This window comes from uncultured Methanobrevibacter sp. (assembly GCF_937906425.1).
Lineage (GTDB): Archaea > Methanobacteriota > Methanobacteria > Methanobacteriales > Methanobacteriaceae > Methanobrevibacter.
The window spans coordinates 1-7,992 of sequence record NZ_CALCYR010000114.1 but is presented as its reverse complement, the minus strand read 5'-3'; the positions used below and the strand labels follow the sequence as shown (position 1 = coordinate 7,992).

The window sequence follows — 7,992 nt, the reverse complement described above, 5'->3', positions numbered from 1 at the left end:
AAATTAAATTTAAATTATTTAAGAAAAAAGTTTAAAAAATTAAAAAAAATATTATTAAAAAAAAGCTAAAAAAGAATAATAATTTAAAAAAAGAATTATAATCCCTAATTTATTTATTAAAATTATTATAATTCCTATTTTTATTTTTCTTATTTGAATTTGGCCTAAATTCTCCTTTTAAAGAATAAACCTCTTCTGGTTTTAAACGTGCGGCGAATCTGTCCTTAAGTCTAATCATGCGAGACCTTTCAGGATTCTTTTCATTAATGTCAACACACATTCCATCAAAGGCAGCCAATGTTCTAACACCAGTTTTTCTAAAGACTGATATTGCTTCCTCAACAGGATTTGCAGCAATCATCTTGAAACCGAAATGAGTCATTACCGCAAGCTTAGGTTGAACATCATCAACCAAGTCAATAAAGTTTTGAGTACACATATGTCCCTTGATTGACTTTTCACCAGGTCTTAAAACACTTCCAATCAAAATGTCAGCATTCTTATGATATTTAGCCAATTCATCAAAATAACGAGTGTCTGCAGTGTATGAGATTCTGAAATCATTGGCTTCCATCTGAAAACCTACACCTGTTGGATCGCCATGCCTGGTTTCAGTTCCCTTGATTGAAAAATTTGGAAACTTCTTTATCTTGTTTGGAGTCAGCATCAAGTTTTTGGAATTGCTCTTGTGATAAGTGGAAAGGGCAGGACCCCAACGTTTATACTTCTCAAAAACAGTTGTACTTCCCATGATTATTCCATTATTCTTAGTCATCCCACGAGTCATTGCCTCAATAAGAATTTCCGCATCGTTATAATGATCAGTATGAGAATGGGAAATAAATATTCCATCAATCTTGGTAGGGTTTACGCCAAATTGATAGGATCTGACCAATGCGCCAGGACCGGGGTCAACGTGATAATTCTTGCCGCCGAAATTATCTATTCTAAAACCACCAGTCATCCTTTTTTGACTGATGGTGGCGAATCTTCCACCGCCAGAACCTAAAAAGATTAATTTCACTAAATCACCTCAAATAATCTCTTAAAATTCAACAACTATTTAAGATGACATAAAATAATATCACATTTTAAATTAGCCTTGTTCTTTTTAACGCATAAAACTTCATTTTCAATTACTACCTCATCACCTAATTCCAAACCTTCTTCATCATCAACAAACATCAATACGTTTTGGCCAGGTATTGCTAGTAATTTCCAATTAATGTCAAACGCTCTAACATCAGGATTTAGCTTGACTTCAATGACATTTCCGTCGATTGAATCAATAAGCCCGATAGAACCTTCATCAATAATGGTGGAAGCTAATTTAATCTCCTCATTTTGTTTTAATAAATCTTCCTGAAGTTTAGCCCTGAATTTAGCCAAGAGATTTACATCCCTTTCAACAACTTCAGAAATGTAATCCTGAACACTGCCCTTTGGCAAATTATTCTGTTGGATAACAACATCATATTTTTTACCTAAGGAAGGAGTTTTATTAGATATTTCCTCAATTATATCGCCAAAGATATCCCCCATATATTTTAGGCTGAAGCTGGCTTTCCATTTATCCTTCAATAAGTTGTTAGCCATTGATTTGGTAACCTTATTACCGAATACGATAATTGAAGAGTCTCCCTTGTTTACACTGATTATTTCAGAACCTGTAAGTTCCACTATCTGGAAACCATTTGTGGTACCGTAGATTCTTTTTCTTTTGGTTTCAGTAGTTCCTCTTGAACTGACTTCACCTACTGCAACATTTTCAACTGATTTGACTTTACAGGCATCATCAGTAACTTTTAAACTGATGCCAAGCTCTTCGGCTCTAGCATACAATTCTTCATCATTTTTAATTTCACCGGAGTATATTTCCTGTTCTAGAAGTTCACGTTCTTCTTTAGAACCAAAATAAGCAATTCTTCTCTTATCTCCGGCCATTACACAACCTTTCTTTCCTACATAAGCAATAATTAAACTCATAAACTCACATCGCTTAATATAAGCACTATAGTTAATTTTAATAGATTTTAGATTTTAATTTTAGATTTTCAAATAGTGCTGTCTTATTATTTATCAAATTTTAAATTTCAAAAGAATTAAAATCCGAATAAAAAATCAAAGCTTAATAATCAAGTTAAAAAAATCAGATTTTAATTTAAATAATGAAATTTAATTAATCTTAATTTATATTTATTTATTCCATAATATAAAAAGTTATAGAATATATTTGTTAATTTAATTAAAAAATTAATAAAAATATTAACAAAATAAATGAAATATTATAAAAAAATAGAATTTAAAGAAATAATTTTAAGAAAATCAAAAAAACAATTAATTAAATCCAATTAATGAATAAAACAAAAGCAAATACAATTTTATAAAAAGTTTGTAATATATGGAACTAATGAAAATAAGTGAAAAATAAGTAAAAAGAAAGAATATTAAAAACAGCAAACCCCAATGAAAATAAATGAAAATAAATGAAAATAAGTGAAAATAAGTGAAAATAAGTGAAAATAAAATGATAGTTTAAACTCGTGAAAGAAATGAAAAAAATAAAAAGTAAATTTAATTTTATAAACTGTTTGAAATATATAAAATTATATATATTAGTTAAATCAAAGTAGAATTAATTACCTAAAGGAGGCAATATAAATGGTAAAAATTAATGAAATTTACAGATGTAATACATGCGGAAACATGGTTGAAGGAATTGGAGAAGGTACTTGTGACATCCAATGTTGTGGAGAAGCAATGGAACACTTAGAACCTAGACAATTAGAAGAAGGTGGAGTAAAACACATCCCTGTAATCACTAAGGAAGATGGAAAAATCGTTGTTACAATGGGAGAAGTACCACACCCAATGGAAGAGGAACACTACATCAATTTCGTTGAATTAATTGTAGGAGATCAAGTATTCCGTGCTAACTTAAACCCTGGTGAAGAACCAAAAGCCGTATTTGATATTGATGCTGAAGTGGAAGACGTTAAAGCTATTGAATACTGTAACATCCACGGATTATGGCATTCCTAAGTATTATTTTTCTAAATAATACTTTTTTACAATGATTAAAGAAATTCTTTAATCATTTTATACTTTTTTTAAATAATAAACAAATTAACAAACACCAAACACATACAAAGCCAAAATAAATTTAAAATAAAAATAATCATTATCATTAAAATAATGAGAATTTTCTAATCATTTTCTTTTTTTACATAATAAAAAGGATTAAAATTAATAGATGATTTTTATTTGAAAAGATAAAAATTAAGCTTTGAAAATCAAATCCTTTTTAAAATTGATTAAGTTTATAAAATAGGAATACTTAAAAATTATAGAAACCTTTTAGAATTGATTAATTTAATTAAAAATAAAAAAAATTAAAAATAAAAACTATTAATTAATTTTATTAAATATGAAAAATAAATTATTAATATTATATCTAATCAAATAGTGAAACAAGTCTTTATAAAAATTCAATTTTAAAATAAATATAAACCTAAGATAACATGAAAAAGAATATATTTTTAATTGCTCTAATATTGATAGCCGTCGTAGCAGTAAGCGGATGTATTAACAGCCCTATCGATAATATCAACAATAACCTAAAAGAATTGAATACGGATATTAGCGAAGGGGACAATGACTATAATTCAGCGATAAACTTTATCAACAGTCGTGACTATTCCAGCGGAAGCCAAAACATCCAAATTGCAAAAGACAAATTTGATGACGCTTCAATCCAAATCCAAGAGATTGAAGAAAATGAAAACAGTCTCAATGAAAGTGTTTACAAGGATTATATCGATTTGATTAAAGAAGAGGTTTCACTTAAAAAACAGGCAAGTGATCAACTTTACCTTGCTTTGCAATATTATACAAATAATGACATAAGTTCTGGAAACAGCTATGCCACATCTGCAAATTCACTGATGAACCAGGCTGTAATCCTTCAAAATCAAAGAAATGCAATTGTGGACAATAATACAGAACTCTTTAAGAAAGCTGGAATTATTTAAAATCATATAATCAAATTGAACAAGAAATTTTATGAAAAACCTAACTGAATTGAAAAAGAATAATATTTAAATTTATTTAGAAATCTGAACTTAAATTTATTACAAATAAAGAAAAACCATATATCAAGAGATGAAATAATGAAAAAAACATGCCCTAAATGTAAAGGAGCCGGTTCAATACCAGTGGATACAAAGACCTGTGAAGCATGTGATGGAATTGGTTATATAGACACCTTTGAAATGAAAGGCCATTTCAAGGGAGTAAACAACAATGCAAGAGCAAGATTTGACCTTGATGCAGACCAAGACATTCCATGTGAAGCATGTGATGGAAAAGGAACAGTAGATGTTTTGGAAGAATGTTCCCACTGCGGCGGAACTGGTGAAATTACTGTATGCAATACTTGTGGTAAGGAAATTAATTCCAATGAGGAATACTGTAAGGAATGTTATGAAAAAGAACAGGAAGAAAAAGTCAGAAGACTTAAGGAAAAATTGGAAAAACCACAAGCAGTTAAAGTTGAATCCAATATTGAAGGTAAGGAAATCGTATATGAATTGGATGGATTATGCGACATGAGTGATTTGGAAATCAATTCACTTTACAGAGGAAAGGTTACAAGAGTTGAAAGATATGGTATCTTTGTAAGTTTAAACAACCAGGTTTGGGGATTGATGAGAACCAGAAACTCCCACAGTAAGGTAGGAGATTATATAATCGTCAGAATCAGCCAAATCAAGGAAAGAAAACGTGAGGTTGACATGATCCCTGCACATATTCACAAGGGAGAATATGTAATCAGAAAACTTACAAAAGACATCAAGAGAACTCAAATCGATACCCTTGAGGATGCATTTAAAAGCATTGTCAAGATTTATGGTGAGGTCATTCAAGTACAGCAAACTTCAGGACCGACCATATTTACAATTACAGATGAAACTTCAATCACTTGGGCTGCAGCATTTAATGAGCCTGGAGTGAGAATGTATCCTGAAATTGATGTTGGAGACATTGTTGAAGTGGTTGGAGAAGTCAACAAGCACAATGGCGAAATCCAAATCGAATCTGAAAGCATTGAAAAATTGGATGAGTTCAAGGCTGAGGCTATGAGGGAAATCATTGACAAGGCTTTGGATGAAAGAGCAGAACCTGAAGATATTGACTTCCTTATTACAAGCCCTGTCCTGGATAGGTTAAAGCCAAAAATGAGAGAAGCTGCAAAAGTAATTAGAAGAGCAATTCTTGATGGAAGAAGCATTCTTGTAAGACACCACGCAGATGCAGACGGTATCTGTGCAGGAGTTGCAATGGAAAAGGCTGTAATTCCTCTTTTAAAGGAACATAATCCAGACAATGATGCAGAATACCATTACTTTAAAAGATCTCCAAGTAAGGCACCATTCTATCAATTAGAGGATGTTGTAAAGGATTTATCATTTGCACTTGAAGACTTGGATAGGCATGGTCAAAAATTGCCATTGATTGTTCTTTTGGACAACGGTTCCACTGAAGAGGATATCGTTGCATTGATGCAGGCTAAAATATATGACATTGAAATTGTTGTTATTGACCACCACTCACCTGGAGACCTGATTACAAAAACATTAAGAAGCGGTGAAACCGTTTCAGGAGATGTGGAATCAAAAGCTGAAGACATAGTTGGCGGAACAGTGACTGTTGACGAATATGTTGACACCCATGTAAACCCATACCTTGTTGGAGGGGATTCACAAATCACTGCAGGGGCACTTGCTACAGAGGTTGCACATATCATAAATCCGGAAGTCACTGAACTGATTAAGCACTTGCCTGGAATTGCTGTATTGGGAGACCATGCAGAGGCTGATGAGGTGGAACAATATGTTGAACTTGCAGCTGAAAAGGGATATTCAAGAGAGCAATTAAAGAAAATTGCTGAATGTATTGACTTTGAGGCTTTCTTCCTTAGATTCATGAATGGTAGAGGCATTATTGACACAATATTAGGTGTTGACAATATAGATAAGCATGAAAAGATGGTTGAGGCATTGTATAAGGAATACTTGAAACGTGTCGACACCCAGATGAAGGCTGCATTGCCTAATATCAAGCAGATTCAATTGGAAAATGGAATTTACTTCAATGTATTGGACGTTGAAAAATACGCTCACAAGTTTACATTCCCTGCACCTGGAAAAACCTGTGGTTTTGTACACGACAAGATCGTTCAGGACCTTGGAGAGGACAAGCCAATCATCACTCTAGGTCATGGCCCTGACTTTGGTGTTTTAAGAGCAACTGATACAGTTCACCAGATGTTTGGATTTAATGTTAACAATATTGTAATCACTCTTGCAGACAAGATTCCTCAAGCGGGAATTGACGGCGGAGGACATGAATGTGCTGGATCAATAAAATATATTGAAGGACTTGGAAAGGAAGTTTTAACCCAGCTTCTTAATGAAGTTCAAAACTTATCTGACAATTGATCTTTTAATTGAATCATGAAATTAATAATTAAATCCAATTAAATAATTAAATTTAATTAAATAAAATTAAATAATTAAATTTAATTTTATTACTCTTTTTTTATTTCCATAATTTTTTTATTTAGAAACTTACTATTTTTTTAAAATTATTAAAATTAAAAATTAAACTATTTTTCAAAATTTATTAAAATTAAATTTTTTATAAAAAAATTATTTTTCAAAAATAAAAAATGTTATTTTTCACAAAATAATTTTTTCACAATTGCACAAAAATTTAAAAAAATTTTTATGAAAAAATGATAAAAAAATTTAAGTTAAAAAAACTTATTACATCCAAATATATCAAGATTTATCAAGTCAACACAAACAATGACACCACCAATACTATTTATACACACGATTCAGCTGTAGACTCTTTAATTATCCGACGGGTAGAGAAAAATTACACAGTTATCGATGCATATAAAGATCATACGAATACACCAGAAAAACAAGTTTTATACCTAGAATTCCCCGAAGGAGTTGAAATAATAAAGTGGGGGATTCTATCAGACCATATTTCAAATAAAGGAACGAGAACGATAACCATTCCTTCAACAATTAGGGAACTTGAACATATTGTCGTAGGAAGTGGAGGAAATCTTATATCATACATAACAGACCCAGAGGATGTCAATATATCTGATTGTAATGGCAATAGCAACCACTATTGTGAAATAAAGGGTGACACGCTCTTTGTTCCGTCGGGAACAAAAGAAAAATACTTGAATACGAAGTTTAAGACAATGAAGGTTATAATGGAGATGGCTCCTCCAACTCAGGTAACACTTAACAAAAAATGACCTAAGATTATACAGAGACGATGAGGTGAATCTGTTTGCATCTATTATTCCACAAGATGCATACTTTAAAAGACTTACTTGGAAAAGCAGTAATCAAGACATAGCAGAGGTTACTGATAATGGAATGGTAAGAGCAAAAGGGTATGGGAAAACGGATATTATCGTGTGTTCAGAAATGGACGAAACAATAGCCGATACATGTCACGTCGAAGTTTTTGAGCATGTGACAGGAGTTGACTTATCGTCACGTCAACTTGACATCAATTTGGGAGAGAGCGAAGAGTTAGTTGCTGAAACTCTTCCTCTTGGCACGAGTGATAACGAAGTGATTTGGAGTTCTAGTAATAACGACATCGCCTCTGTTGATGAACATGGACGTATAGCTGGCTTACAACTCGGGACTTGCACGATTAAGGCTACAGCTGTTGACGGAGGCTCCGAGGCTCTATGTGTAGTGAGCGTTGTACAACCAGCCAAGGAATTGTATATCAACAAACACAAGATGGATATTAAAGTTGGTGGTTACGAGGAATTACATGCTACAATTCTTCCTGATAATACTACAAACAAGCTACTCTTGTGGTCATCTTCTGACAATGAAATAGCAGAAGTAAGCGATCAAGGCATAGTCATAGGAAAGAAGGCTGGAA

At 32.0% G+C, this 7,992-nt stretch carries 7 protein-coding genes; 5 read left to right on the top strand and 2 right to left on the bottom strand.

Annotated features, from left to right (window positions below; translation table 11 throughout):
- Positions 1-109: 109 nt before the first annotated feature.
- Complete coding sequence (locus tag Q0138_RS03020; RefSeq protein WP_297980743.1) at positions 110-1,024, bottom strand: MBL fold metallo-hydrolase; 915 nt, start codon at positions 1,022-1,024, stop codon at positions 110-112.
- A 35-nt stretch (positions 1,025-1,059) separates the two neighbouring features.
- Entirely contained in the window at positions 1,060-1,986 is a 927-nt protein-coding gene (locus tag Q0138_RS03015; RefSeq protein ID WP_297980740.1) for a DUF2121 domain-containing protein, read from the bottom strand.
- Between the two features lie 675 nt (positions 1,987-2,661).
- Between Q0138_RS03015 and Q0138_RS03010 the strand changes: the two genes are divergently transcribed.
- The 5 genes from Q0138_RS03010 to Q0138_RS02990 form a co-directional block, all read left to right on the top strand.
- The gene (locus Q0138_RS03010; protein WP_297980737.1) at positions 2,662-3,042 is read left to right on the top strand and encodes a desulfoferrodoxin; all 381 of its coding nucleotides are present in this window, start codon (positions 2,662-2,664) and stop codon (positions 3,040-3,042) included.
- A gap of 479 nt (positions 3,043-3,521) precedes the next feature.
- Positions 3,522-4,031 (top strand): hypothetical protein, encoded by a 510-nt coding sequence (locus tag Q0138_RS03005; RefSeq protein WP_297980735.1) that lies wholly within the window; start codon positions 3,522-3,524, stop codon positions 4,029-4,031.
- Positions 4,032-4,169: 138 nt separating this feature from the next.
- Positions 4,170-6,500 carry a DHH family phosphoesterase gene (locus Q0138_RS03000; RefSeq protein WP_297980732.1) on the top strand — a complete coding sequence of 777 codons (2,331 nt, stop codon included), beginning with the start codon at positions 4,170-4,172 and terminating at the stop codon, positions 6,498-6,500.
- A 296-nt stretch (positions 6,501-6,796) separates the two neighbouring features.
- Entirely contained in the window at positions 6,797-7,342 is a 546-nt protein-coding gene (locus Q0138_RS02995; protein ID WP_297980729.1) for a hypothetical protein, read from the top strand.
- A gap of 454 nt (positions 7,343-7,796) precedes the next feature.
- A partial coding sequence (locus Q0138_RS02990) for an Ig-like domain-containing protein (RefSeq protein ID WP_297980726.1) occupies positions 7,797-7,992 on the top strand: 196 nt, incomplete at its 3' end.